Here is a 22,413-nt window from a genome sequence, read left to right on the forward strand (position 1 = left end):
CAGGGACGTTCAGGGGTGTCAGGGACAATCAGGGAAATCAGGGGGAGATTTTTCAGGGAAACACGCTATTCAGGGGAAAAACTGATTTTTTTATCGCAGATAAGCCTCCAAGCAGTCGCATACAACCATATGATATGTGTTGAATTTTAAAGGGATTACCGGAAGGAGTAAACCAGACGGACTTTTACAAAATATATTGTAACTACTCAGGTACTAATACGCGTGTATTTAATTTTATTTTAACTAATTTTCGACGTATTCTCCGTACTCTTCGTAACTCATGTACTTCTGCGAACCAGTGTTGTTTGAGATTCCGGTGCGCCCGCGAATCCGTAAGTTTATTCACACCCATTTAATTGATGAGCGGGGGCGTCGACGCCCGATGCTCGTCAGTTCGGACGCGCAGGGGGCCAGTCTGTGGATGTGGGCACTGGCACAGTCTGAAAAGGTGCAGCTGAACACCGGATGGCGCAGGCCCAAGCCTGATAATAGTTACCTGCACACCGACGGAGCCGGTCGGATTATGGCCCCGGACGACATGACCGACGTAATCGGTCTGGCAATCCACGAGTTTCACAAAAGCCGCCAGCAGTATCTGCTCAACTACGCCGAACTGGAGGCATTCAGCAGCTGGGTCGACTACCTGATTCGGAACGAGCTGATCTGTTTCTGCGAGGAAAAGCAACACCTGCCCCTGATGGAGCGCATCCGTCAATTTGCTGACTGCTACGATTTTTCCGAAGATGATATCTCCGAGGCTAATCTGAAGCAGATCGTTTACCGCCACGGCTCGACCCAGCCCGATGCATTTCGGAGCTTCAATACCGGAGTCGCCCTTATCAACCATTTCACAGCTTACCCAATGGCTGCCTGATTTAGTCTGTCATCACGCCTGTCACGTCTGCCCCCCAGTGATGCCGGCACATTTGCCCCATGACTGATCTGAATTACGACCCGGTCAACAACATTGGGGGGCTATATCGAATCCGGTTTGTGCCAGTTGCTGGAGTAACTCCAACCCTGGCCACCGGTACCCCAAATTTTCGCGATGGGTTCCGGTTCTATACCGCCTACGGTACCGAATCGACGCGAGGCTACGAAGAACGACAATCGAACAGCGATAACGGCCCGGTTTGGGATGTGACCGTTTCCGCCTTCTTACCCGGCGACAGTCCTGAACGGCGTGCTCAACTGGCCGAGATGGTGCGTCACCGATTCATCATTCAATGTGAGGATAACAATGGCCAGCTGCGGCAGGTCGGTAGTTATGAACAGCCGCTCGAACTGACCTATCAGTTCGTCACCGGCAAGGCTGTCGCAGATTTGCGCGGCTACGCCCTCACCTTCCGGGGCAGTCTCTCTGAGGCCCCGGCCATTCTTTGAGTATGCCTTGCTTTCATAACGGTGGTTTCTGAACCCCCGCTGGTTTTACCGGCGGGGGTTTTTTGTGGAATCTTCATTCGCGTCATCACGCCTGTCACGCCCGGCCCCTCGCAATAGGGGCAGTTTCGGGCCATGATTAGCCAATTTCAAATCCTTTCCGCCCTGCTACGCCACAAGTGGGCCATCGAACCCATCTGGGCCGAACAGCACCAAACGCTACTTGATAGCTACCTGGCTGGTAAGCTGGATTTGAAGCTGCTGCAACAAAACGCCATTGATGAGGCCGGGGGCGTCGATCCGATCAGCTCGATCGGCTACGTACTGGCGTCGGACGAGGTCGACACACCGCCCGGCGGCCCGGCCGTTACCGCCACTAACCCCCGCAACCGCTATGCGCTAGACAACCCTGACCTCCCCGAAAACAGCGTATTCGTCCTTGATATTCGCGGGCCGATTATGAAGGAAACCACGTGCTGCACACTAGGCACGGAGGACTACGCTAAACTGATTCGTCGTGCCTACGCACACCCCAAAATCATCGGTATTGTCAACCTGGTCGATTCGCCAGGTGGCCAGCTGTTTGGTACCCCGACGCTGTACGACGCCATTCGAGATCCACAAAAGCCGGTTGTTTCGGTAGTATGCGAGGGACTCATGGCGTCGGCAGCGTACTGGCTGGCCTGCGGCTCCGACGAGATTCTGGCGACCCAGCAGACCGATATGATCGGCTCTATTGGCGTATTCGTCAGCTTTCGGGACAACCGGAAGGCGCTGGCGCTGGCCGGTATCGAGGTTCACACGGTCTATTCTGACCGCTCAGCCGAGAAAAACAAACCGTTCCGCGACGCACTGGAAGGCGATACAGCGGCCCTGACGGAAGATCTGAACCAGGCTGCCGACTTATTCCGTGTCGCCGTCGAAACCGGCCGTGGTGCCAAGCTGAAGCCCGTCACGAAGGGCGGTGCCGACGTGTTCAAAGGCGGTCTGTTCTACGCATCCAAAGCGATCGAGTTAGGGCTTATTGACGGCTTCGGCGACCTCGACGTGGCCGTAGCCCGCGTGGCGGAGCTGGCAAAGCAACCCCGCGCGACGGCCGTGGAACCTACGCCTGCCGAACCGACCGGCGACGGCAACGATCTGGACGACGAACACGACAACGACAACGACCCTGAAGCTGACGCTTCCACGCCTGTCACTGAGCCTGTTCTGGCCAGCCAGGATTCTTCTGTTTCCCCAACTAATCAAACCGACACAACCATGTTTGGCGACAAACACAAACTCATTACGGCCCTTGCTGGCGTCGAGTCTTCGGCCATTACCGATGATCAGCTCAACGCAATCAATGCTAACCTGGATGCTCAGAACATCAAAGGTATTCGCGTCATCTCACAAGGCTATTTGGACGAGATGACAACTAGTGCTACAGCGCTGACGACCGCTCAGGAGCAGGTGTCGAAGCTGACCCAGGAGCGTGACCAGCTGCAATCAAAGGTCAACGAATACGGCTCGCAGCCTGGCGTGCTGGGTACGACCTCGCAGAAAACCGAAGAGCCACAGGTAGCGGCCGGCGATGACGAAGAAGTCATCTCGGAAACCGACGCCAAACTGCGCTCGATGGCCTCCCTGAAGGGCAAATAACCTGATCGATCATCGACCGCCTTAGGCGGTCGATGATCGCAATTCTTACTCCGTAACTTCCTTAATCTCACAATTGTGGCAAAGACCCAAACCGATCTGCAAGCGATTGCCGGCTACGCTGGCGAATACGCAGAAACGATTATTCTGGCCGTCATGCAGGCGCTCGACATCACCAAGGATGTCTCGGTGCTGACGAACCTGAAGACATCAACCATCCTACCAAAATACGTTGCCAGCGAGGGGCTGCGGCCGTACAGTTCGGCTGTAAAAACGCCGAAAGGTCAGTCGGGTACGTTCAGCGCGCGTCGCATCGACCCACGTACGGCGATGAAGATTCTGGATATCATTCCGGAAGAATTCCGTGATACGTACCTGGCTCGTGGTCTGGCTGCCAACGCCAAAGATTACCCACAGGGCTTCGGTCAGTACTTCTGGCTGGCACAAATTCTCAAAATCGCGGAAGAGATCAACGACAACATCTACCTGTCGATTGACCCCAAAACGGTTGCGCCATTCGATGCTACGGTGAACTACACCGTCGGAAGCAAAGTGTTCTTCGAGGAGAACTACTACCAGGTCGTAACGGCGACGACTGCTGGCCAGACGCCTACGAGCGTTCCTGCATCGTTTCTGGACATCAACAACAAATGCCTGGGTATCGGATTCGGTACCATCATCGCGCAGGAATACAACAGCCTTCCCGCTGCTAACCGTATTGCTACGGGCATTATCACCGATACCAATGCTTTCGACAAGGTATCGGGTATGTACAAAGCCATGCCGTCGAAAAAGCAGGCGTTGGGCGGTACCGCGTTTGTGTCGTACAACACCTACCAGAACTACCAGAGCAGCCTGCTCAACAAGTTCACTAATGGTACCTCGGCGTATGAAGTGCCCGGCAAACCCGGTATGCTGATTTTCGGCTCAGACGGTAAGTGGAACGTGCAGGCGGCCTCGTGGATGGGCAATTCGGGCCGGATCATCATGACCCAGCCGAAGAAAAACATGTTCATGGGCACCGACCAGCTGCCTGACCTGACGACGGTTGGTAACATGATCCCCCACATCCACGGCTTCCTGGCCAAGTTCCAGATGATTCTGGCCTGCCAGTTCGCCGATATGGATACGCTGTTCGTAAACGACCAGGCGTAATTCGACTTAACCCAGACTATTCTTCAACCCTGACGATTGGATGCCCGCGATAGGTGGGCATCCAATCATTCAAACAGACTTACTACTGTGGAACTCACTAAGGAACAGGAGGAAATAGAAGCCCTCAAATTACAACTGAAAGCGGCTAACGAAGCCAAAGAAGCCAGCGCCCGTCAAGTACTCGAGGCCGGTGAAGTGGTGCAGGATCTCAAGAAGCAATTGGCTGAGAAGCCTGCTGCTGACGAGGAAAAGACGTATGGCAAGGTCACTGTCGGCAAAGCGACGTATGATCTGGTCGTTCCTTCCTTCAACTACCTGGGTGAAATCGTCACCATCGACGTGCTCAACCAGAAGTCGAAACTCGCTGAGCAGCTGGTGAAGGACGGCGTATCGTTCCTGCAAAAAGCTGAGTAGTTCAATCCATTCAGGTTAGACCGGTCGACAGACCGGTTTAACCGCTTCACTCCGTAACGACCCCAACAATGGACTACACAAACCTTCTCGGCCCCGATGGTACCGAGAACAATATGGGGGTACCGAGCTGTTTTTCTATTTGATCTCGCACTCAAATATTAAAACGTTCGGCACGCCACCAGCCAACCCGGCTACGCCAGCTGATGCCTACGTGATTACAACTCCTCACGTGTGCAACACCGGAAAGAACTTCACTCAGGTCTACTGTACGCCCGATACCTCAGAACTGGAGGGCGGAATGAACGGCGAAATTGACGGCCGTAGCTTCAAAGTGACCTTCAAATTTTTCTATCCGGGTTCGAAGAAAGAGCTATTCGCCTTCAAGAACCGGGTTAAAAACGACAAGTTCGTTCTGGAGGTGCCGCTGTCTGACGGGACAATTATCCAGATCGGGTCGGCCAAATTTCCGGCCTACATCGCCCCCAGCTTTAAATCGGAAAAGATGTCAGGCCGTGGTAAAGGAGCGGAGTTCGAGGTTACGTGCTGGATGCCGGATATGCTGATTTACAGCGCAGCCATCCCGCTCACGCCAGCGGTTTAACCAACCTCAGCCATGCCGAAAGAAACAACTAAGGCGGCTTCCACCAAAGGCATTGTCGGTCTGCTAGCGACCGACTCGATGCTGATCAGGTTCGCCGGGCGTGATTACGACCTGGCGAACCTATCGGCCGACGATGAGGCATACCTGCGTCAGTTTCCCGACCAGGTGCCCTATCTGCAAAAACCATTAGACGTGAGCAACCCTGCCAACGACTAGTACTGTGGAACGCCGATAAGAAGCCTGCCGATTGGCGGGCTTCTTTCTTTCAACCCTAACGCACTCATGCAACCTACGCTACTCGAACAACTGGCCGCCTGGCTTGACAACCGCGTCTACGACGTCGGGGTATTGCTGTATCAGCAGATCCACGGCGACGGGTTCATGCTGTCGATGCTGAAGGGCGGTGCCGACGACTATAACCGGAAGAAACTCACCGACGCCCTACAGACTCATCACGATCAGCTGAGTGCGGCAGAAACCGCCCTGGTCGAAAGCTACCCCGAGTCGCTGACCGGTGATCTGGAGCGGGGTAAGATCCTGATGGATGAGCGTACTGCGCTGAAGGAGCGAATGCGGTACATGGCCGATCAGGGCATCACCAAAGGCGAAGACCTCAAACGCCTGGCGTACCGGGTGCTGACCATCCGGGATGATCTCGGTACCATCTACGGCCGTAAGGAATTCTTCCGCCAGCATGGCTACATGCCAGACGCGCCGGCCGTCGACCCGGCCATCACGGAAGCCGCGCTGATGAAGCGGCTTTTGTCGGTTCGGACCTACATCAGCAAAGAAACCCGGCGGCTCGCGCAGCTGACCGCTGACGACCCGAAACGACCCAAATACGAGCAGAAACTACGGGCATTCACCAGTGAGGCCGAGCAGCTTAAGCAGCAGCTGGCAACGCTGACTAATAACCCATACGATAATGTCACTATTCTCGACTAGCGAGGCCCACGACTATGCCAAACCCCAACACGACAAAGCTGCCGTGTGCAGCAGTGTTGAGCAACATTCGAATACGCTCCTTGGTCGAGTTTCGGATGCTGTCGACGCAGTGTTCCCACCGCTCGAGCGGGGAAACACCTACCACTACGCCAGTGCCGGCCTGTGGAGCACGCACGACCTCCTGTTGCACATCCTGCGCCAGACCGGCCCGGCCCGGATCTGGATTGCCACCTGGTCAATGACCGAGGATGCCTGCCGCGTGCTCGTGCAGGGCATTCAGGAGGGTATCATTCAGGATCTGCGGCTACTCATCGACTCACGGGTAATTACTCGCAATGCGAGCGCCTATGCGTTTGTCTCTTCTCATGCCGAAAAGACTCGGATTACCGCCTGTCACGCGAAAGTGACGGTGATCGAGAACGACGCCTGGGCTGTGTCGATGGTCGGCTCAGCAAACTACACGAATAACCCCCGGATCGAAGCCGGTGTGGTCACCGAGAGCCGCCCGGTTGCGGCTTTTCACCGCGACTGGATCGACCGCGAAATGGAGAAAGCCAAGCCTTTTGGCGAAACCCTCAAACTCTTACGATGAAACTAACGGCTGAACAGCTGACCGAACTGGAGAGTCTGGCCAGCTACTTTTTCACTCCCGACGAATGCGCTATTGTACTGTCGATATCCACCGACGATCTGGAAATCGCACTGGAAGACGACACGCACCCGGCCTACAAAGCCTATCAGCGCGGCAAACTCAAATCGAAACTGGAGCTACGGAAATCAATCCTGACGCTGGCCAAGCAGGGTTCGTCGCCCGCGCAGACGATGGCCCTTCGCCTGCTCGATGAATCGGAATCACTCGATTAACCCACCGACATGAACACTGACGTAGGATTTCTTGACCCCGACGTACCGAGCCGCCACGACGATAAGTTCGACGCCATCGTTCGGTGGTACAACGATGACCGGGATATGGACGACCCGGCCCGGCGACAGCTGAGCAAATCACTCCAGGAGCAGTACGAGCGGTGGCAGTACATCTATTCCATCCTGACGCTGCCCAAAATCCGGTTTAAATCGGATACCATGCTGGTAAAGCGGCTCAAAGAGAAGTGGCCGACGCTGTCGGATCGGGTGCTACGCTACGCCATTGCCGACACGCGCCGGTTCTACGCGCAGCTGGAGCAGCCTGTTCTCGACTGGGAGCGGGTTATGCTCATTACCAATATGAAACGGGCGATGGAGCGGGCGGAAAAGAAAGGTGATTTCAAATCGCTGGGAGCCATGTTCGGGCATTATATCAAGCTCATTGGTGCTGATAAGCCGCAGACGCCCGTCGACAACCGCACGATTATCAACTTCATCAACTTCAACCCGGAACAACTGGGAGGGAAGCAGATCCCGGATGATAAGCTGGAGGCACTTATTGCCCAGATGCAGGCCAGCGATCGTAAAAAACAACAAGCCCTTTTTGACGACTTCGAGGATGTCTCAGCTGCCTGATCGTTACCAGATGGGGTCATTGCTGAGCGATGATCTCGATACAGCCGTAAAACTGGCGCAGGTTCCCCTCGACCCGCGTAAGTTGAGCGATGACGTAAAAATTGAGTCCAAACACTTCAATAAACCCCAGATCCGCTCTATGTCGGTTGGGGCCAATGAAGAATATGCAGTCTGGGGTCGGGGTACCGGTAAATCGGAAGGGCTTATTGCCCCGCGTTCGTTTCGAAACGTCGACGTGATGCCCAGGGCGCACGGTTGTTTCGCTGGTTCGACCTACCTGCAATTGCTGGAGCGGACGCTGCCCCCCGTGATCAAAGGCTGGGAACAGATGGGCTGGCAGCGCGGCCGTGACTTCTGGATTCGGGAGCGACCACCCAAGCACCTGAACATTCCGACGCCGATTGTTGGCCCTGTCGTTTCGGATCACTGTATTTTCTTTAAAAACGGCGCGGTGGCGTCGATGGTGTCGCAGGATCGGCCGGGTTCGGCCAACGGTAAAACGGTGCATTGGATCGTCGGTGACGAAGCGAAGTTCCTGGATAAAGCGAAGCTCGACAACGAACTGTTGATGACCAACCGGGGCGACGAACGCTATTTCGGGGGCATTCCGGAGTTTCACAGCCTGCTTTTCTGCACCGATATGCCCACATCGAAGGCCGCGATGTGGATACTCGAGGAGGAGAAGCGGATGGATCGGCAGCGGGTCGAACTGCTGCTGAGCATCCGGGTAAAGATCTATGAGTTGTATGGTCAGCTGATCGCTCACCCCAGCAAGCGGGTGTCGATCATGAAGGCCATTCAGAAAAAGCAGGCCGAGTGGGATAGCATCCGGGCTAAATGCGTGTTTTTCTCGGAAGCATCGACGCTTGACAACATTCACGGCTTCGGAGCGGACAACATCCGACGGCTGCGCGAGAAGCTGCCCGCGTTCATCTTCAACACGGCTATTCTGAATCAGCGGCCGTTCCTGACCGAAAACGCGTTCTATCCGGATCTGGACGAACACCACTTCTACGACAAGGAAGATCACGCCTACATCAACAGCTTCAATATTGAGGATTTCGGTAAGGGGCTGTTCAATGATTCGCGCAAAGATGCCGACGTCGACAAATACCGGCCGCTCGATATTGGTATTGACAACGGTGCATCGATCAACGCACTGCTGGTAGGGCAGCCCCACGGCCGCACCTATCGCATTCTGAAGGAACTGTACGTATTGCACCCTGAGCGGGTTGTCGATCTGGCTAGGGCATTCTGCGAATACTACCGTTACCATCCCTGCAAAGAGGTCAATTACTTCTATGACCATACGGCGATCGGTACATCGGCCGTAAGTAACGCATCCCCAGCCGAGGTATTCATCGACTACCTGATGGAAGCAGGCTGGATCGTACACCGTCATTTTATTGGAGCTACGCTCGATCCTGAATGGCGGTATGAACTGTGGGGTATGTGCCTGCGGGGTGGTGGTGATCGGCTGTTCAAGATTGCCATGAATCGGCACAACTGCGAGTATGTACGCATCTCGATGCAGTCTACCCAGATTGCCCAGGGCACGACCGGCTTTCGCAAGAACAAGAATGATGAGAAGAACAGTGAGCTGGACCAACGGACAACCACCCACTTCAGCGATGCAATCGACACCCTGCTAGTAGGGGCACACATGGTACATCGCTTCGAAGATCCTGTTGCCTTCAAATCCATATTCATGAATTAAGCAGCCCAGTAGGGTAGGGCAGTAGCGGCCCGGTCAGATCTGACCGGGCCGCTTCGTTTTTGTCCTATAAATTCGGACAGTGTTCGTGTAGGGCATTTGGTGACGTATATACATACACGTTAATTGAATGGGTGTATGTGTAGGGCACTCGCTGGTACCCAGCGGTAAACGGCCGGTGTGTTGTTGATGCAAACCAAATCGGATGCTGTGTGTGTAGGGCACCTGCCGGTGCCCAGCGTGGCCCAGCCCCAGCGCGGCCAGACGCGCACACGTGCCCGCAGACAGGCTAACGAGTCGTGCCAGTAGTCAACGCAGTAGCCTCTCGACGGCCCCGCAGACGCACCCAGACGCGCCCAGAATGCGGGTTCTCGACCCCTCCGACCCCGCCAAAATTATCGCCCCCACCCCCCCCTCGGCAATTGCTTTTTTGGTCTGTGCGTGGCATGGGGGGGGTAAACCCCGGACGCGGAGCGTTCACCAGCGGAAACCGGTCAAGTGTCTGAAAAACAGTAGTTTAGACTGTTTTTAAATTGCAAAAATACTTACAATGCCGTTGCAAATTTACGACGGTTTGCGTACCTTTAATACATGGAAATCAAGCAGATAACCAGTTAAAAACACAAAAAAGCAACTTTTATGGAAGGTACAAAACGCGACCACTTCGCAGAGGTCACCGGGAAAATTATTGCCCAATTGGAACAGGGTATCGTACCGTGGCATCAGCCGTGGGGCTTCTGCGAACCCGCACAAAATCACTTCACCGGCCACCGCTACCGCGGTATCAATTCGCTACTGATGCTGATGGAGGACTATAAAACGCCCTACTTCGCGACCATCAAGCAGATTAACGAAGCCGGTGGGCGCGTCAAGAAGGGAAGCAAATCGACACAGGTTTATTTTCACGACTGTATTTACAAGGACAAAAACGGCGCACGGCTAACCCCCGACGTTGCTTTACCCCGCATCAAAGCCGGTGATTCGACCGTCAGAAAGTACCCGTTTATTCGCCTGTTTCCGGTGTTTAATATGGATTCGGTGGAAGGGTGCCCCGTTAAGTCAGCCATACGCCGGAGCGAAACCGATAACCACGAGATAGCGGTCTGTGCGGACTTCGTTACCGCCCTGAATTTGGGCAACCAGTTGCGCCACGCCAACGTTGACGAAGCCTTTTTTCACAAAAAGGATGATTACGTGCAGATGCCCCCGCTGGACGTGTTCCGCAGTTCGGAATTGTACTACGGTGTTTTGTTCCACGAGCTGACCCACTGGACGGGACACGCCGACCGGTTGAATCGAAAGACGTTGACCGAAGCCCTGAAATTTGGCGACACCAATTACTCACTGGAAGAACTGACCGCCGAACTCGGCAGTACGTTTCTGTGCAATACGTTCGGTATTGATACGCCCGACACCCTACAGAACCAAGCCGCCTACATTGCCAACTGGCTGGGCGTGCTCAAAAAGAACAGCCGCTTTATCTGGGATGCCGCCAGCGACGCACAGGCCGCATTTACGTACCTGATCGACCGCGCAGGTACTTATTAGTCAACTCAATTTATCGGAGTCCCTACCGGTCGTTTTTCGCCCGACAGGACAACTACGCCCAATCCTCAGCATTACCCAGTTTTCAATACATCAATCCATCAAAAACCAGTCAAATCCAATGAAAACCACCCCACAAGTTACCCCCGCGAACACCAACACCACCACCGACAACCAGAACGCCAAAGGCAGTACCGGTAAGTTCACCGTTACCCCCGCCGAACCCGTTGCCCTGAGTGATCTACTGAAACAGGCCCACGCCGACACTGCCGCGAAAGCCGCCGATGTGGTCGAGCCGAAACCCTACCCCGTTCAGGCCCAGCCAGAGCCAGCCAAACCCGAAGCTACCGCCACCGCCCCGGAGCCAGCCAAAGCCCCAGCCCAGCCAGAGCCGCAGAAGCCAGCCGCCCCCGTTCGGAGCCGTGGCGAAGAAATCGAGTTTCAGATTGCCAAGTCGGGCAAACTACAACTGATAAACAACCAACTGCAAAGCCTGAAAGCCAAGCAGAACGAGTTAAACCAGTTCAGTTTCGCCGTTAGTAAGGACGAGGACTACCGCTATGGCCGGTTAGTGATCTTTGACGATAACAACCGCGAATTCCAGTGCAAAAACCACGGCCTAGCCGCCCTGATCGTGGAGCACCTGAAAGGCTTGTTCGAGCAGAAGGTGGAAGAGAAAGAAAGCGAACTGTTAGCGGTTTCGCGTTCGTGAGTGAATTTGACACGCTGATCGTGGACGAGTTGCGCCGGGAATTTCGGCGCACTCGTCCCCCGGCGAAGGTCATCACCGACCAGTATATAGCCGGTATTTTTCGCGTCACCAGCCGCCAGCCGCCCCGCATAGGCTACCGGGTTTTCTGGTACCCATCCAGTCTACTGCATCCCGATTCGACTGTTTACGAGGATACCCAATTTGATTTAATCGAACCCCTACCGTTATGAGTCTACGCCCCCAGGACGCCACCACTATTTATTCCGTGGGTGAAATCAGCGTCAGCTACAAAACCAACAGTAACCCCAAGTTAGCGCACGTTCGGGCCAGCCGCGACGCGTACGGTATCTTTCGCCAGTACTGGAGCGAGCAGATTAACTGGATCGAGGAATTTTACCTAATGTGCCTTAACAAACAAAACGAAGCCATCGGCATTTTCCGGGTATCGGTGGGGGCACGGCCGCTACCTACGTGGATGCAAAAGTCATTTTTCAGGTAGCCTTGGGCTGTCACGCCAGTAGCATTGTACTAGCTCATAACCACCCGTCGGGCAACCTTGAGCCGAGCAAAGCGGACAAAGACCTGACCGTCAAGTTTAAGCAGATCGGCCAGTTACTGGACTGTCCGGTGTTGGACCACCTGATTTTAGTGCCTGATGCTGATTGTTACACCTCATTTGCCGACAGCGGTATTTTATAGCCATGACTTATTTTATTCGTATCAGTAGCCAGAACCGCCCCGCCAACCGATTACAGCAGGCTATACTAGACCATTTCGGGGCCTACCACAGCGTACTGACCAGCGACCCGACGAGCATTTACCAACGGCTCAGCGGGGCCGTCGAGCAGGCCCACAGATCGTACCGGCGATGCACAAAACAGACCGTCAGCAAACAGCACGACTACAGCACGAAAGAAATCGTTGCCATCTACGTCGACGGATTGATTCAACTTAGTATGCACCCGGTTTTACGGACGGTTTATCTTGATCCGACGCCCCCCAAACCAGAGCCGACCGCCCCGCCATTAGCCGCCCCAAACCAGACCGACGACCCACCGGGCGAAGTTTTACCCCGGGCCGTGATCTACAAACAGCGCGACAGTAGCGAGGAATTACGACTGGATTACTGGTATAAGTTTTCTACCCAAGTGCAGAGTTTACTACGGCAGGGCGTTATCTGGCGCATCTACCTGAACGAAAACGCGTCACCCATTGCCGAACTATACGGCGGTCGAACGATACCCGCCTACCTGTAACCGTACCCGTTACGCCTGATTCCTGCTAATTCCCTAGTGAGTTAGTGGGCTTTTGGCGTTCCTCGCGCCTTTGCTGTGGCGGGGTTCACGACAGCCCTGGTGTTTCGCAGGCTCACACCGGCCTGTCACTCACCCTGCCGGCGTCCAGCCAACTCTCTGCCGTTCGCTCAGCTGGAGATAGATCAGCTTACTCGTTAACTGGCTAAAAACCCGTGCTTAAAGCAATTTAGATCAACCGGCAACAGCAGGTTCTACGCGACTAGGCTAAACGCCCGACATATTAAATTTTAATCAATATATTGACGACTAATGACTTACTTAGACCGTTTAGCATGTGTCGTGTTACCAATATGAGTATGCATCCACACAGTTCACATAACCATCCCATCAGTCAACCCAATACCCCATTCACTACTCAGGAGGGAAAGCTTTGGCAGGAAGTAATTTTTTACGAACAACATATCGTCAGGTTGGAACTGCTGCTCACTCAACTGACTCAAAACGAACAACTTTGCTTTACGTACAGGGGAGTAGATGCATCTATACAGACATATTTTACATTGATTAAAGCACGTTACATGACTCAGATCGAACGGGCTTATCGCATGCGGGAAAGATTGTTGATGCGTCTTCTATAGAGTAGCTAGATTACCGCTACGATTCCGCAATCAATTTGGTTTTCGTCAGTCTTGGGACACTAATTTCACTGAAAACAAATCAGCCCGAACGCAAAGCATCCGGGCTGAAGAAGCCAGTTAAAAACAAAATCTATTCGGGCAGATTCCAGGTCTTTTCATGCTCGACACTGAACTGTGCTTTTTTAAGCATCTCTTCTTTTTTATCAATCGTCACGCCCCGGCCTGAATTAATCAGATGCCGGTAGTTACGACGAACCGACTTATCTAGTCCCGTCAGTGACCAGTAGTAGTCACTATCCAGTATAAGCCTGAAGGCTTCATCCGTTGTTGGTGAGTTTTTCGCCATTGTGCTGCCTTGTTAGGATACACAAATCTACGAAAACCACCGCGAATTTACGACGGTTTGCCGTCCTTTTTTCGACCTCGTCATCACGCCTGTCACGCCCCGCCCTACCTGACGCTGTCAACTTCGGCCTATGATGCTGAAGTTGACAGATGTAGTACGCCTGATGCGTAAAAGTGAGTCGGGGCACGCCAGCCCGGGCAGGCCCCGCCCGTTTACCATTCAATACGTGACGGCCGACCGCACCCGCAACAAGGGTGGCGAGGTCCGCACGTTGAAGCGGGCTGTACTGCTCACCAAAAAGCGCACCGATAACCGGATCGTCGATCTGCAACCCCTCGGTACCACCGACATCGTGCGCGTGCATCTGGATCTGATCCTTCGTTTCAATAATCAGCCTGTTGCATGAGCCAAGTTGAATACTTCACCGGCTCGACCGCCGACGCTGTTGTGGTGCCCCGTCTGGGGCTGAGTTTTGCCATCGAACACGAGAAGCCGATGGGCAAGCGTAGTGGTAGCCCCGCGATACTACCGTCGACGGGTTCCACGCCTGGCGCGAACCCCTCAGCCGTTCAGCCGAGTCAGGCATTTGTCTGGTCGGCCGGTAGTGATATCATGCCCTGGGGAGTCGGTAACGATTTTCCTCAGCGCATCGCGTCGCTGTATTCAAAAGATCCCATCATTCCGACCACATTGGGTAAAATTGCCGCCATGGTGCAGGGTCGGGGCATCATTCCGGTACTAGAGCACGTCGACGACGACGGTGATCCCCTGTATCGACCACTACCCCGGAATAACGCGGTAGCCACTGAGATTTACACTTACCTCAGCAGTCGGTACCATAAACAGTACATGCGCGAAATGGCGTCCGATGCCACCATGTACTTCAATGGCTTCCCGGAGATGCTCATCTCGAAGGACCGCAAGAAGATCGTGCAGCCGCACCCGCTGAATGCCGAGGAAGTTCGCTGGTGTCAGATGGATAAGGCCGGCAACCTGCCGCATATCTATTTGAGTGCCGACTGGCCCCGCGCGACGGATGAAACCGCCAAGAAAATCACGGCCATCGACCCCTTTCGGTACGATGCCGTCGACTGGCTGCGTGAGCAGAAAGAGTACAACGTCGTCTACCCGATCCGGTTTCCGACGCCGGGCCAGCGGTATTACGCGCTGCCGCACCACTACAGTCTGGTCGAATCGGGCTGGCTCGACGTGCACCTGGCCGTGCCCCAGTTCAAGAAGTACATGCTCAAGAACCAGATGTCGATCAAGTATCACATCAAGGTCGATGAAGCGTACTGGCCACTGGCGTTCGGCGACGACTGGAACAAAGCCAAAACCAAGCCGGGTGAGCGGCAGAAGCTGATTGAGGGCTGGCTGGAAAAAGTAACCAAGATGCTGACCAACGTGGAAAACACGGGTCAGGCCCTGATTACCCAGGTCAAAGCCGCAACCAACGACCCGACGAAGGTCGCTGACTACGTCACGATCACGCCGATTCAAGACCCCAGTCGGGAAGGGCAGCACCTGGCCGACAACCTCGAAGCAGCGGCCAACATCTTCTACGCGCTGAACGTCGATCCCACGCTGGTTGGCTTCGCCGGTGGCGACAAGATGGGTGCGCGTAGTGGTGGTTCCGACAAGCTCCAGGCGTATCTGATTGCCCTGCAAATGCTGTCCCCGTTCCGGGATATGCTCATCGAACCGATTGACTTCATGGCCGATTTCAATGGCTGGAAATTGGCCCTTCCCCAGTTGAAGTTTATCTATCCCGATCAGAACCCCAGTGCCAAAAAGGGCGACCAGAAGAAAGACGAACCTAAGTCGTTGCCGGCCGGTGGCGATAAATCCAAACCTGACGCATGAGCCAGTTATTCACCGGAGAAACCGACCAGCTGCGGCAGTACGTCCCGGTCAATGTCAATTTTGATACGGACGGACTAATGCCCGTACTGGATGACACCGAAATGACGGTGCTGGGCCGCTTTATCGGCCTCGACGTGCTGGAGCAGCTGCGCGACTACGCCAGCACCAACGATCACCCGGATCTGACCGCTTCCGAGAGCCGACAGCTGGAGAGTGCCTTATTTCTGGCCAGGGGGGCAGTCGGTCGTATCGGCTTTGCGGCCTACCTGCCGTTTGCCGAAATGCAGATCGACAACGATGGTATTACGGTGACGGCAGCGCAGGGTCGCAAAGCTGCGTTTGAGTATCAGACCAACAACCTCAAACGCACCCTGCTCGATGCGGGCTGGGAGTCGCTCGATCGGTTGCTGAGCCTGCTGGCCAGCCAGCCCGATCTGTTTCCGGACTGGAAAAATGCCCCCTACTACGAGGAGCAGCAGAACGCCATTTTCAAAACGCCGGCGGAGTTCAGCCGCTACTATCCCATTCAGGATCGGTGGCTGACGTTCTGGGCGCTACGATTCAGCATCCGTAACGTCGAAGAAGACCAAGGCGCAGATGCGCAGGCCCGGATCGATAAGCTGTCTGCTGGATCGGTGTCGGATTCAATGCGTGCCAAGCTGAATCGACTGATGCGCCGGGGGATTGCTTATCAGGCCGTGCTCGACGCCCTGCCGACGCTGAGCATCGAACTGGAAGGCATCAATGTAAAAGTCAACTACGGTTCCCAGTACGGGAACGCGGATTACTACCAGCCGCCCTCTCAGGCCCAGCTGAACTTCGTTATCAACAACCTGCAACGGCAGATCGACATCGCCTGGAACAGCTTCGAGGCTGCGATTTCGCCACTGGAGACACTACCCACTCCTGACGACGATTCATCCACCAGCTACGGCCCCTATTCGACCGGCGCAATTTCCTTTCTGTAATCATGATCTTGACAATAAGCTGTCACATCATTGGTATCCTTAGCGCAATTCTGACCAGCTATAGACTGGTGTCTCGTCCTACGAAATGCCGCTGGATAGCCTACGGCCTATCTGTGTTTGTCGCCTGGACAAGTTTGTATCTGCTGGCGTCGTGCAAGCCCAAAACCAAACCTACCGCGCCCGCAGCTACATCGGTACCGACCGTCGACACGGCCCGAATTCGCCTGCAAAATCAAGCCGACGCCAGCCGATCAGCTGCCGAGCGGGCGACCAAAGCATCTAATTCAACCGTAACCAACTACGACCGTGATACCAAAACGTATGACTCGATACGAGTCGACCTGCGCTAAAGCAGGCTGGAAACTATTGCTGCTTGGGGCAGCTGTGCTGATAAGCTTTTTGCTCGCTGGCTTTGATGCATCGGGCCAACCCGTCGCAATGGTCAAACAGCAACCATTCCCGTATCCTGTCGGGGTTGCAATAGATACGGCGACCTATGGTGCGGTGAAAGCGAAACTGAGAGCCGCCGATCGGCTGCGGGTCAGTGCTCAGCATCGGATCGACTCGCTACAGGCCGAAGTGGCCGCGACCCGTAAAGCCCTCGACGATCAATTCCGGCTGGGCAAATACGATGCCGGCACGGCAATGGGCCTGACTGCCCGCATGAATCTGATTCAAAGTGAACTGGCTTCGGCTCAAAACTCCCTGCGGGTAGCTGAAGGTGCGATCGACGGTGTACTGGCATTGTTGCCCCGCTCGGTACGCAATAAGCTGCGAGTCGATCAGCCCGATAAAATTGCCGATGCCCTCAGCGAATACGTCAGTACGCTAAAGAAACGAAAGTGGCGATGGTCTGCGGCCTTTTTCGGGGCCGGCGCGCTGGCTGCACTACTGCTTTAACTAACCTACCATATGGAAAACTACGCATCCATTATCCCCGAGCTACTCAAGCTCTCACCCATTGCGGCCGTGCTGTTTATCTGCCTGGCTGTTGTCTGGAAATACGTCCAGAAGAAAGACGAGGCCCTGACGGCCGCGCAGGCCCACACCAACGATAAGCTGCTGGAGATGCAGGAGAAGATGATTGTCAGCAACAATAACGTGGCCACCAGTCACGTGACGCTGGCTACTGCGATCGGCAAACTATCGGAAACGATCGACGACAACCAGGCGCAGGTCATGCGCGAACTGGACGAGATCAAAACCGGCACCAAAGTTCGGTCGCTCCCCGGCCGTAGTCGTACAGTTTCCGAACCTAAAGCGCAAGCCTGATGAAACCCGTTCTTCAACCCGCTGACTTCGGTCGAGCAGCCCAGTCGTTGGGCTGCTCGATAGCCGCTATCCGGGCGGTGGCCGAAGTCGAATCCGACGGCGGAGGTTTTCTAAAAGGTAAGATTCTGGTCACTCGCTTTGAAGGCCACATTTTTCGGCAGAAAACAGACGGACGGTTTGATAAATCGCACCCGACGTTGTCGCACCGGTACATGGAAGATTGCCCTTACAACAAAGGGACGCTGTCCGATCTGCGCAGGCTGGAGCTGGCGCGTCAGCTGGCGGGCGACGTGGCGTTTGAGTGTGCCAGCTACGGCATGTTTCAGATCATGGGGTTTCATTATGCGCTGCTGGGTTACAAGTCGGCCTACGAAATGGTGCAGGCATTCAACCAGAGCGAATCAGTTCAGCTCGATGCATTCGTACTGTTCATTCGTGGACAGGGACTTGCCGACGAGTTGCAGGATCTGCGCTTTGCCGATTTCGCCTACCGATACAATGGAGCCAACTACCGGGCCAATCGCTACGATATCAAAATGCTCAACGCCTACGGCTACTACCTGCCTAATCCGCTGACGCCGAACCGCTACAAACTCATCTGATGAATACCTTCAATCTCTGGAAAAAGGGCCGGATGCGACTGTATACCGGCCCTTCCTGTTGGGCTGAACTGACCGACCCGCAATCGGTATCGATGATGCGCGTCCGGTCGATGGTGCTGGAAAAGCCGGAATGCCTGTTTGCTGTGCTGAAGCAACTGTACGGTATGTCATTCCGTACCCAGCGCTGGTTGTTCGACGACAACTACCTGCGCCGGAAGGGGATGGAGCCTGACGATCGGGAGCTGACCCGGCGAATGGGGCAGGCCATGCTCGACACACTGACCTGGATTGGTCAGGAAGATGATACCGGTACGTTCCCCCAACGGTTTCGTCGGTTCGACTTTTACTTCGGAACGACCCGGATCTGGCTACGTCGACTGGTCAACCGCACGGTTTATCATGGCCCGGCTGCGGCCCTGGCTAACTGCACGTTTGCCGAGTTCATGTTTGCCGACGTCGCATTCCAGAAACGCGATTGGGCGAAACTTGCCGCTATCCTCTATCGGCCTGCCGGTACCGATGGTGCCGACCCGCGACAGCCGCTCGATCGGCACCAGGTCGAGGCCCGCGCCGAGGCCTTCGCCCAGCTTGATCCCGCCCTGCTGGAGCGTATTGTTTTCGCCTACGGCTGCACGCTCGTACGACTGAAATCGTTCTTCCCCCTCGTTTTCAAAGCGCCCGACGAGGCCGATACCTCGACGACCCAGAAACAGAATAGTTGGCTCGACGTGGCCATCAACATGGTGAAGCTCGACGCGACCCGCGTGCAGGAAATCGAGAAACTGAACCTGTATCTGGCGTTGAAGGTGCTGAACGCGCAGATCCAGCAGGGCGAGGAAATGCAGGAGCAATACGACAACATGAAAAACAGATGACCGAGCAGGACTACATCGACTACTTCACTGATCTGGCCACAAAAAATTTGGCCATCGGCCACACGCCAGACCGGCCGCGTTTCTACGTGATTCACGATAACAACATGAGCGAACTGACAAACGCCATGCGGAATCTACGGGTACCGGCACTGCTGATCGACCAGTACTACGACGATATCGACCGCACCCAGGACAATCCGCGCCTGCGAATTTCAGGCGGCCTGAACGTACTGGTTAAGTGCAATACGGGAGATACCAAGGATGTTCGCCGGGCCAGAGAAGAAGCCCGGCAGATTGCCCGTCAATTTCTGAACCGGATGTTCAACGATTCCCGGACACCGGGTAGCGTACTATGCCGGCAGGGTAGGGCTGTCACCGTGTCGACACAGTACCAGGGCGAACCAATGGCCGACATGCAGAATTACGCCGGTTGGGGCTATCCCTTCGAGTGGACTGTAGCCCAGAATGTCGCGGTTGTCAATAATGAGTGGGACGATCTGAGGCCGAAGCCAGCTCCTGAACCTGAGCCAGTGCCGGCACCACAACCGGCTCCGGTGCTTAGTCAGGATTAAATGGCCATCCAGAATCGACACGTTACCGGTACGTGTCGATACGCTGTACATGGGCTGTCATCACGCCTGTCACGGCCTGAGCCATAGCGCGCGCAGAATTTCGCGCTATGGCCGTTTCTATTGTTTCCAGTCCCGATCCACACGCACTCTCTCAGGGCGGACGTACTACGTTCGTTTTTCAGGGGCCGGGCGTGTGGCCAGCAGTGGACAAAAGGCGGTCTGTACGCTGGCTATCACCGGGGCTATCGCCGACGGTACCATCCTGAATTTTCGCTGGAATGGAATCACCCGCGCCGTCGTCGCCAAAACGGCACCCGCTGCCCCCAACGAGTTTGCCGCTGGGGGCAACAGCGTCGACTACGTCAACGCGCTGGCCGACTGGTTTTCCAGGAATTTTCCCTTTCAGCAGGACTTCGTGGTTACGCGGGGCGTCGACATCGGCCCGCTTCGTACCATTCAATTCACTGCGAAGAAAGCCGGGGCTGCCTACAACATCACCCCGTTCGGAGGTTCGTTTGCCCTGGTCGGCGGCTCAACGCTGCCCTATCAGCTGACGGTGGCTACCAAAGGGGCCGACCCCGTAGTACGAAGCCAATACAGCGTGTACGCCGAACTGCACATGCAGGGAATCGGCGAGAATGCCCCCTACGAGCTGATCTTCCCGACGTTTATCGACATCGACGATAAAGGACAGGGGATCTGGGACGTGGGTGATCTGCTGCACGCCCGGCTGGAGGACGATCTGCCCGTCTGGAATTTTCCCACGACGACCTATTGCGCCAAATCGGCCCGTAACTACCTCATCAAATACGCCGAAGCGTACGGAAACCCCCGTCAGGTTGGGGCGCTCGCAACCGACACGACACGCCGGATCTACCGGGGCGGGGCTGACTACGTCCACCGCGCCGGCGCAGGCTTCGATCTGTTGCCGGTCACTCAGACCAACAGCGGTGGTATTCTTCAGTACCGGGCGCTTCGGCTCGGCTCGGCCCATCGGTACGTGCGTGTCGACGAGCCCCAGTATTTAACCTTTGTTAATTCGACCGGCGTAGCGGCTGCTGCCGTTTCGCTGTCGGTTACGCTCATCTTCAGTGATAAGACGGAACTGACGGCCGTCACGCCCTACGATCCGGTGATTTTCCCGATCGGGGGCAAGTGGTGCTTCGCCGTGGGAGTCACGCAGCTGAAGTTGTTGGACAAAGTGCCGGCCGGCAAAACGCTGGTGGAATACCTGGTGCAGCTGGTCGCACCAACGGATATTTCGCCCATCTACCGGTTTACGCTGAATGTGCAGCATGAGCCGTATACGCGCTACTTCGCCTACATCAATTCGCTGGGTGCGCTCGAAACACTGGCCACCTATGGCAAGGGTTCGCGTGAGCTGAGCCTGTTCTCGGAGAGTGCCGACCGGTATCTGCCGGCCGGTTACGACGTGTCGGGCGGGCAGTTCGTGCAGTATGACTTGCAGGTGCAGCAGCAGACCGAAGTGACCACCGGTTTTCGCCGGGCGGCTGAACTGCGCGGCTGGACCGACTTCTACCGCTCGCCCCTGAAGTTTCACCTTCGCTACGCTCAGGCGCTGCCGATCGGCGTAATCAGTAAATCGATCAAACAGGGTAAAGATGGCGATACCCTGTTTGCTCATGCTTTTCAGTACCAATACCTCTACCGCGACGATTTCTACACCGTCAGCGTGGAAGAAGAAGCGGCTCAGGGGGATGCCTACCCCCCGCAGAACTTCTCAGCGGCCAGTGGCGGTACCATTTCGATTCAGCCTGTCACGGTAGTACCCAGCGTCGACAAGACCGTGCCCGACGTGGTGCGTACCCTGACGGTCGACAAGGTTCTGTCGTTTTCCGTGGCCAGTGCCAAGGTCGACCAGCTGGCGGCTCGTAATCTGCTCGACGAGCCGACCGGCCGGCTGCTGTTTCGGCCCTTCGACCAGGCGATCGACTTCATTAAGGACATCGCCAACCGGCCCAATAACCGGGACGGCTACGGCCTGTCCGACGTGCTGACCCAGAAAGAAACCCAGCAACAGATTCTGGACCTGGTCCCGCTCCGGGTAGCCTTAAAATCCTGGACTGACCAAATCGAACCCTGACCATGCCCGGCATTCGCATTCAACAGCCGATCGGCCCGGACTGGGAATACAGTCTCGACGGCCAGACCTGGCAAAAGCAGCCCCTTTTTACGACTAGAGTCGATGGCTCGGCTTTCAAGCCTGGCCAGAGCTACCCGGTGCAGGTCCGTAATCTGGTACTGGGCCGGCTAGCAGTAGGTACCATCGTTTTTGGTGACCTCAGCAACGAAGGGCAGCGGGGGGTGCCCAACAATCAGCGCTATGGCCGGGGCACGTTGCTCAAACCCGGCCTGCCCGAATTCTCCTATGATTTCTCCGACGACTTTGATTAGCC

The 22,413-nt window shown here is 55.4% G+C and carries 30 protein-coding genes; 29 read left to right on the forward strand and 1 reads right to left on the reverse strand.

Going from position 1 to position 22,413, the window contains the following annotated elements; all coding sequences use genetic code 11:
• Positions 1-280 precede the first annotated feature (280 nt).
• From HH216_RS14740 to HH216_RS14825, 18 genes are all read left to right on the forward strand, one after another.
• Positions 281-874 (forward strand): hypothetical protein, encoded by a 594-nt coding sequence (locus HH216_RS14740; RefSeq protein WP_169551490.1) that lies wholly within the window; start codon positions 281-283, stop codon positions 872-874.
• Between the two features lie 59 nt (positions 875-933).
• Positions 934-1,383, forward strand: coding sequence for a hypothetical protein (locus HH216_RS14745; RefSeq protein WP_169551491.1), 450 nt, complete (start codon positions 934-936; stop codon positions 1,381-1,383).
• A 132-nt stretch (positions 1,384-1,515) separates the two neighbouring features.
• The gene (locus HH216_RS14750) at positions 1,516-3,021 is read left to right on the forward strand and encodes a S49 family peptidase (protein WP_169551492.1); all 1,506 of its coding nucleotides are present in this window, start codon (positions 1,516-1,518) and stop codon (positions 3,019-3,021) included.
• Between the two features lie 75 nt (positions 3,022-3,096).
• Positions 3,097-4,173 carry a hypothetical protein gene (locus tag HH216_RS14755; protein ID WP_169551493.1) on the forward strand — a complete coding sequence of 359 codons (1,077 nt, stop codon included), beginning with the start codon at positions 3,097-3,099 and terminating at the stop codon, positions 4,171-4,173.
• Positions 4,174-4,260: 87 nt separating this feature from the next.
• On the forward strand, positions 4,261-4,587 hold the full coding sequence (locus HH216_RS14760) for a hypothetical protein (RefSeq protein ID WP_169551494.1): 327 nt from the start codon (positions 4,261-4,263) through the stop codon (positions 4,585-4,587).
• A 139-nt stretch (positions 4,588-4,726) separates the two neighbouring features.
• Entirely contained in the window at positions 4,727-5,188 is a 462-nt protein-coding gene (locus tag HH216_RS14765; RefSeq protein WP_169551495.1) for a hypothetical protein, read from the forward strand.
• A gap of 12 nt (positions 5,189-5,200) precedes the next feature.
• The gene (locus HH216_RS14770; protein WP_169551496.1) at positions 5,201-5,404 is read left to right on the forward strand and encodes a hypothetical protein; all 204 of its coding nucleotides are present in this window, start codon (positions 5,201-5,203) and stop codon (positions 5,402-5,404) included.
• A 66-nt stretch (positions 5,405-5,470) separates the two neighbouring features.
• Positions 5,471-6,133 carry a hypothetical protein gene (locus HH216_RS14775; RefSeq protein WP_169551497.1) on the forward strand — a complete coding sequence of 221 codons (663 nt, stop codon included), beginning with the start codon at positions 5,471-5,473 and terminating at the stop codon, positions 6,131-6,133.
• A gap of 109 nt (positions 6,134-6,242) precedes the next feature.
• Positions 6,243-6,725: a phospholipase D-like domain-containing protein gene (locus HH216_RS14780; protein WP_169551498.1), complete on the forward strand. Its 483-nt coding sequence runs from the start codon at positions 6,243-6,245 to the stop codon at positions 6,723-6,725.
• Entirely contained in the window at positions 6,722-6,997 is a 276-nt protein-coding gene (locus HH216_RS14785) for a hypothetical protein (RefSeq protein WP_169551499.1), read from the forward strand. Before HH216_RS14780 ends, HH216_RS14785 begins: the two co-directional genes overlap by 4 nt.
• Positions 6,998-7,006: 9 nt before the next feature.
• Positions 7,007-7,633, forward strand: coding sequence for a hypothetical protein (locus HH216_RS14790; RefSeq protein ID WP_169551500.1), 627 nt, complete (start codon positions 7,007-7,009; stop codon positions 7,631-7,633).
• Complete coding sequence (locus tag HH216_RS14795) at positions 7,617-9,350, forward strand: hypothetical protein (RefSeq protein WP_169551501.1); 1,734 nt, start codon at positions 7,617-7,619, stop codon at positions 9,348-9,350. Before HH216_RS14790 ends, HH216_RS14795 begins: the two co-directional genes overlap by 17 nt.
• A gap of 636 nt (positions 9,351-9,986) precedes the next feature.
• Complete coding sequence (locus tag HH216_RS14800; RefSeq protein ID WP_169551502.1) at positions 9,987-10,895, forward strand: ArdC family protein; 909 nt, start codon at positions 9,987-9,989, stop codon at positions 10,893-10,895.
• A gap of 118 nt (positions 10,896-11,013) precedes the next feature.
• Positions 11,014-11,604 carry a hypothetical protein gene (locus HH216_RS14805; RefSeq protein ID WP_169551503.1) on the forward strand — a complete coding sequence of 197 codons (591 nt, stop codon included), beginning with the start codon at positions 11,014-11,016 and terminating at the stop codon, positions 11,602-11,604.
• A complete protein-coding gene (locus HH216_RS14810; protein WP_169551504.1) occupies positions 11,601-11,834 on the forward strand; it encodes a hypothetical protein in 234 nt (77 codons plus the stop codon). Before HH216_RS14805 ends, HH216_RS14810 begins: the two co-directional genes overlap by 4 nt.
• The gene (locus HH216_RS14815; RefSeq protein ID WP_169551505.1) at positions 11,831-12,103 is read left to right on the forward strand and encodes an MPN domain-containing protein; all 273 of its coding nucleotides are present in this window, start codon (positions 11,831-11,833) and stop codon (positions 12,101-12,103) included. The genes HH216_RS14810 and HH216_RS14815 overlap by 4 nt, the downstream gene beginning before the upstream one ends.
• On the forward strand, positions 12,076-12,303 hold the full coding sequence (locus HH216_RS26890; RefSeq protein WP_169551506.1) for a JAB domain-containing protein: 228 nt from the start codon (positions 12,076-12,078) through the stop codon (positions 12,301-12,303). The genes HH216_RS14815 and HH216_RS26890 overlap by 28 nt, the downstream gene beginning before the upstream one ends.
• A 2-nt stretch (positions 12,304-12,305) precedes the next feature.
• A complete protein-coding gene (locus tag HH216_RS14825; protein ID WP_169551507.1) occupies positions 12,306-12,860 on the forward strand; it encodes a hypothetical protein in 555 nt (184 codons plus the stop codon).
• Positions 12,861-13,628: 768 nt separating this feature from the next.
• Here HH216_RS14825 and HH216_RS14830 read toward each other — a convergent pair.
• Entirely contained in the window at positions 13,629-13,844 is a 216-nt protein-coding gene (locus HH216_RS14830; protein ID WP_169551508.1) for a hypothetical protein, read from the reverse strand.
• Positions 13,845-13,974: 130 nt separating this feature from the next.
• Between HH216_RS14830 and HH216_RS14835 the strand changes: the two genes are divergently transcribed.
• The 11 genes from HH216_RS14835 (at position 13,975) to HH216_RS14885 (ending at position 22,411) form a co-directional block, all read left to right on the forward strand.
• Complete coding sequence (locus tag HH216_RS14835) at positions 13,975-14,250, forward strand: hypothetical protein (RefSeq protein WP_169551509.1); 276 nt, start codon at positions 13,975-13,977, stop codon at positions 14,248-14,250.
• Positions 14,247-15,707 (forward strand): hypothetical protein, encoded by a 1,461-nt coding sequence (locus HH216_RS14840; protein WP_169551510.1) that lies wholly within the window; start codon positions 14,247-14,249, stop codon positions 15,705-15,707. Before HH216_RS14835 ends, HH216_RS14840 begins: the two co-directional genes overlap by 4 nt.
• Positions 15,704-16,675 (forward strand): DUF6712 family protein, encoded by a 972-nt coding sequence (locus HH216_RS14845; protein ID WP_169551511.1) that lies wholly within the window; start codon positions 15,704-15,706, stop codon positions 16,673-16,675. Before HH216_RS14840 ends, HH216_RS14845 begins: the two co-directional genes overlap by 4 nt.
• A 68-nt stretch (positions 16,676-16,743) precedes the next feature.
• The gene (locus HH216_RS14850) at positions 16,744-17,025 is read left to right on the forward strand and encodes a hypothetical protein (protein ID WP_169551512.1); all 282 of its coding nucleotides are present in this window, start codon (positions 16,744-16,746) and stop codon (positions 17,023-17,025) included.
• Positions 16,997-17,575: a hypothetical protein gene (locus HH216_RS14855; RefSeq protein ID WP_169551513.1), complete on the forward strand. Its 579-nt coding sequence runs from the start codon at positions 16,997-16,999 to the stop codon at positions 17,573-17,575. Before HH216_RS14850 ends, HH216_RS14855 begins: the two co-directional genes overlap by 29 nt.
• 12 nt (positions 17,576-17,587) lie before the next feature.
• Entirely contained in the window at positions 17,588-17,947 is a 360-nt protein-coding gene (locus HH216_RS14860; RefSeq protein WP_169551514.1) for a hypothetical protein, read from the forward strand.
• Positions 17,947-18,549 (forward strand): N-acetylmuramidase family protein, encoded by a 603-nt coding sequence (locus HH216_RS14865; protein ID WP_169551515.1) that lies wholly within the window; start codon positions 17,947-17,949, stop codon positions 18,547-18,549. Before HH216_RS14860 ends, HH216_RS14865 begins: the two co-directional genes overlap by 1 nt.
• On the forward strand, positions 18,549-19,424 hold the full coding sequence (locus HH216_RS14870; protein WP_169551516.1) for a hypothetical protein: 876 nt from the start codon (positions 18,549-18,551) through the stop codon (positions 19,422-19,424). The genes HH216_RS14865 and HH216_RS14870 overlap by 1 nt, the downstream gene beginning before the upstream one ends.
• The gene (locus HH216_RS14875; protein ID WP_169551517.1) at positions 19,421-19,996 is read left to right on the forward strand and encodes a hypothetical protein; all 576 of its coding nucleotides are present in this window, start codon (positions 19,421-19,423) and stop codon (positions 19,994-19,996) included. The genes HH216_RS14870 and HH216_RS14875 overlap by 4 nt, the downstream gene beginning before the upstream one ends.
• A 193-nt stretch (positions 19,997-20,189) precedes the next feature.
• Positions 20,190-22,100, forward strand: a complete 1,911-nt coding sequence (locus HH216_RS14880; protein ID WP_169551518.1) for a hypothetical protein — start codon at positions 20,190-20,192, stop codon at positions 22,098-22,100.
• 2 nt (positions 22,101-22,102) lie between these two features.
• A complete protein-coding gene (locus HH216_RS14885; protein ID WP_169551519.1) occupies positions 22,103-22,411 on the forward strand; it encodes a hypothetical protein in 309 nt (102 codons plus the stop codon).
• Positions 22,412-22,413: the final 2 nt, after the last annotated feature.

Origin of the sequence: Spirosoma rhododendri, assembly GCF_012849055.1 — a bacterium.
GTDB lineage: Bacteria > Bacteroidota > Bacteroidia > Cytophagales > Spirosomataceae > Spirosoma > Spirosoma rhododendri.

Excerpts from the sequence above, each read along its gene's own strand:
- HH216_RS14740 (WP_169551490.1), top strand. The coding sequence starts at position 281 with ATGTACTTCTGCGAACCAGTGTTGTTTGAGATTCCGGTGCGCCCGCGA.
- HH216_RS14745 (WP_169551491.1), top strand. The coding sequence starts at position 934 with ATGACTGATCTGAATTACGACCCGGTCAACAACATTGGGGGGCTATAT.
- HH216_RS14750 (WP_169551492.1), top strand. The coding sequence starts at position 1,516 with ATGATTAGCCAATTTCAAATCCTTTCCGCCCTGCTACGCCACAAGTGG.
- HH216_RS14770 (WP_169551496.1), top strand. The coding sequence starts at position 5,201 with ATGCCGAAAGAAACAACTAAGGCGGCTTCCACCAAAGGCATTGTCGGT.
- HH216_RS14775 (WP_169551497.1), top strand. The coding sequence starts at position 5,471 with ATGCAACCTACGCTACTCGAACAACTGGCCGCCTGGCTTGACAACCGC.
- HH216_RS14785 (WP_169551499.1), top strand. The coding sequence starts at position 6,722 with ATGAAACTAACGGCTGAACAGCTGACCGAACTGGAGAGTCTGGCCAGC.
- HH216_RS14790 (WP_169551500.1), top strand. The coding sequence starts at position 7,007 with ATGAACACTGACGTAGGATTTCTTGACCCCGACGTACCGAGCCGCCAC.
- HH216_RS14795 (WP_169551501.1), top strand. The coding sequence starts at position 7,617 with ATGTCTCAGCTGCCTGATCGTTACCAGATGGGGTCATTGCTGAGCGAT.
- HH216_RS14800 (WP_169551502.1), top strand. The coding sequence starts at position 9,987 with ATGGAAGGTACAAAACGCGACCACTTCGCAGAGGTCACCGGGAAAATT.
- HH216_RS14805 (WP_169551503.1), top strand. The coding sequence starts at position 11,014 with ATGAAAACCACCCCACAAGTTACCCCCGCGAACACCAACACCACCACC.
- HH216_RS14815 (WP_169551505.1), top strand. The coding sequence starts at position 11,831 with ATGAGTCTACGCCCCCAGGACGCCACCACTATTTATTCCGTGGGTGAA.
- HH216_RS14825 (WP_169551507.1), top strand. The coding sequence starts at position 12,306 with ATGACTTATTTTATTCGTATCAGTAGCCAGAACCGCCCCGCCAACCGA.
- HH216_RS14830 (WP_169551508.1), bottom strand. The coding sequence starts at position 13,844 with ATGGCGAAAAACTCACCAACAACGGATGAAGCCTTCAGGCTTATACTG.
- HH216_RS14835 (WP_169551509.1), top strand. The coding sequence starts at position 13,975 with ATGATGCTGAAGTTGACAGATGTAGTACGCCTGATGCGTAAAAGTGAG.
- HH216_RS14840 (WP_169551510.1), top strand. The coding sequence starts at position 14,247 with ATGAGCCAAGTTGAATACTTCACCGGCTCGACCGCCGACGCTGTTGTG.
- HH216_RS14845 (WP_169551511.1), top strand. The coding sequence starts at position 15,704 with ATGAGCCAGTTATTCACCGGAGAAACCGACCAGCTGCGGCAGTACGTC.
- HH216_RS14855 (WP_169551513.1), top strand. The coding sequence starts at position 16,997 with ATGACTCGATACGAGTCGACCTGCGCTAAAGCAGGCTGGAAACTATTG.
- HH216_RS14860 (WP_169551514.1), top strand. The coding sequence starts at position 17,588 with ATGGAAAACTACGCATCCATTATCCCCGAGCTACTCAAGCTCTCACCC.
- HH216_RS14865 (WP_169551515.1), top strand. The coding sequence starts at position 17,947 with ATGAAACCCGTTCTTCAACCCGCTGACTTCGGTCGAGCAGCCCAGTCG.
- HH216_RS14870 (WP_169551516.1), top strand. The coding sequence starts at position 18,549 with ATGAATACCTTCAATCTCTGGAAAAAGGGCCGGATGCGACTGTATACC.
- HH216_RS14875 (WP_169551517.1), top strand. The coding sequence starts at position 19,421 with ATGACCGAGCAGGACTACATCGACTACTTCACTGATCTGGCCACAAAA.
- HH216_RS14885 (WP_169551519.1), top strand. The coding sequence starts at position 22,103 with ATGCCCGGCATTCGCATTCAACAGCCGATCGGCCCGGACTGGGAATAC.